Source organism: Pseudonocardia sp. SID8383 (assembly GCF_009864975.1).
Classification (GTDB): domain Bacteria; phylum Actinomycetota; class Actinomycetes; order Mycobacteriales; family Pseudonocardiaceae; genus Pseudonocardia; species Pseudonocardia alni.
The window spans coordinates 1-888 of sequence record NZ_WWFY01000473.1 but is presented as its reverse complement, the minus strand read 5'-3'; the positions used below and the strand labels follow the sequence as shown (position 1 = coordinate 888).

Annotated in this window: 2 protein-coding genes; both read right to left on the bottom strand. The window is 77.1% G+C overall.

Annotated elements, in window-relative coordinates:
• Positions 1 to 628, bottom strand: a 628-nt coding sequence (locus GTW08_RS11495) for a UvrD-helicase domain-containing protein (protein ID WP_161151894.1), incomplete at its 3' end; no start/stop codon positions are given.
• Positions 625 to 888 (bottom strand): hypothetical protein (locus tag GTW08_RS11490; protein ID WP_161151893.1); only part of this gene is annotated, 264 nt, incomplete at its 5' end. The genes GTW08_RS11490 and GTW08_RS11495, both read right to left, overlap by 4 nt.

The following is an 888-nucleotide window of genomic DNA, read 5'->3' as shown; positions in this document are numbered from 1 at the left end:
GGGGCTCCAGCTCGGCCTGCGGGTCGCCGACGGCGCGGCGGGCCAGCGCCAGGGCCGCGGCCCGGTCGAACGCCGGGCGGCCCGCGTTCGGGGCGGCGTACTTGCGCACGTAGAAGTCGTCGACGACCTCGGTGACGACGTCGTCGACGTGGTCGACGAACTCGGCGTCCGGGTCGTTGTCCCCGGCCACGCCCAGCCCGGCCAGCATCTGCATGCAGAACTGGTGGGTGGTGGCGATCGTCGCCGCGTCGAACGACGCCGTCGCCGTCGCCAGCCGGGCCCGGCGCCGCTCCAGCTCGGCCGGGTCGGTGGCGGCCAGGTGCGCGACCACGGGGTCTTCCTCCGGCGTCGGCGGGGTGGCGCCGGACTGCACGGCGGCCAGCGCCCGCTCGGTGCCCACCAGCCGCTCCCGGACCCGCTCGCGCAGCTCCTGGGTGGCGTCGCGGCCGAAGGTGACCAGCATCAGCCGGTCCAGGTCCGCGACGCCCTCGGCGACGTAGCGGGTCGCCAGCGCGGCGATCGTGTAGGTCTTGCCCGTCCCCGCGCTCGCCTCCAGCACGACGGTGCCGGTCGGCAGCGGCCCGTCGACCTCGAAGGTCGGTGCCGACAACACGCTGGTGGTGCTCACGGCGCGTCCTGCCTCTCGTGGTCGAGCAGCGGTGCCCACAGCCGGACGGCGAGCTCCCCGAGGCGGGTGGGCTCCCCGCCCGAGCCGGGCTCGGGACGGACGACCAGCGGGCCGCCCGCGGCGCCCCGGACGAAGACGTGCGGGGCCTCGGCGTGCTCGAAGCGCGACCACTCGCTCTCCGCGGCGGCGAACGCGTTGGCCGGGACCACCCCGCGGGCGCGGTTGCGGGCGTAGACGGCGGCGGCGTCGGTGGGCAGCGG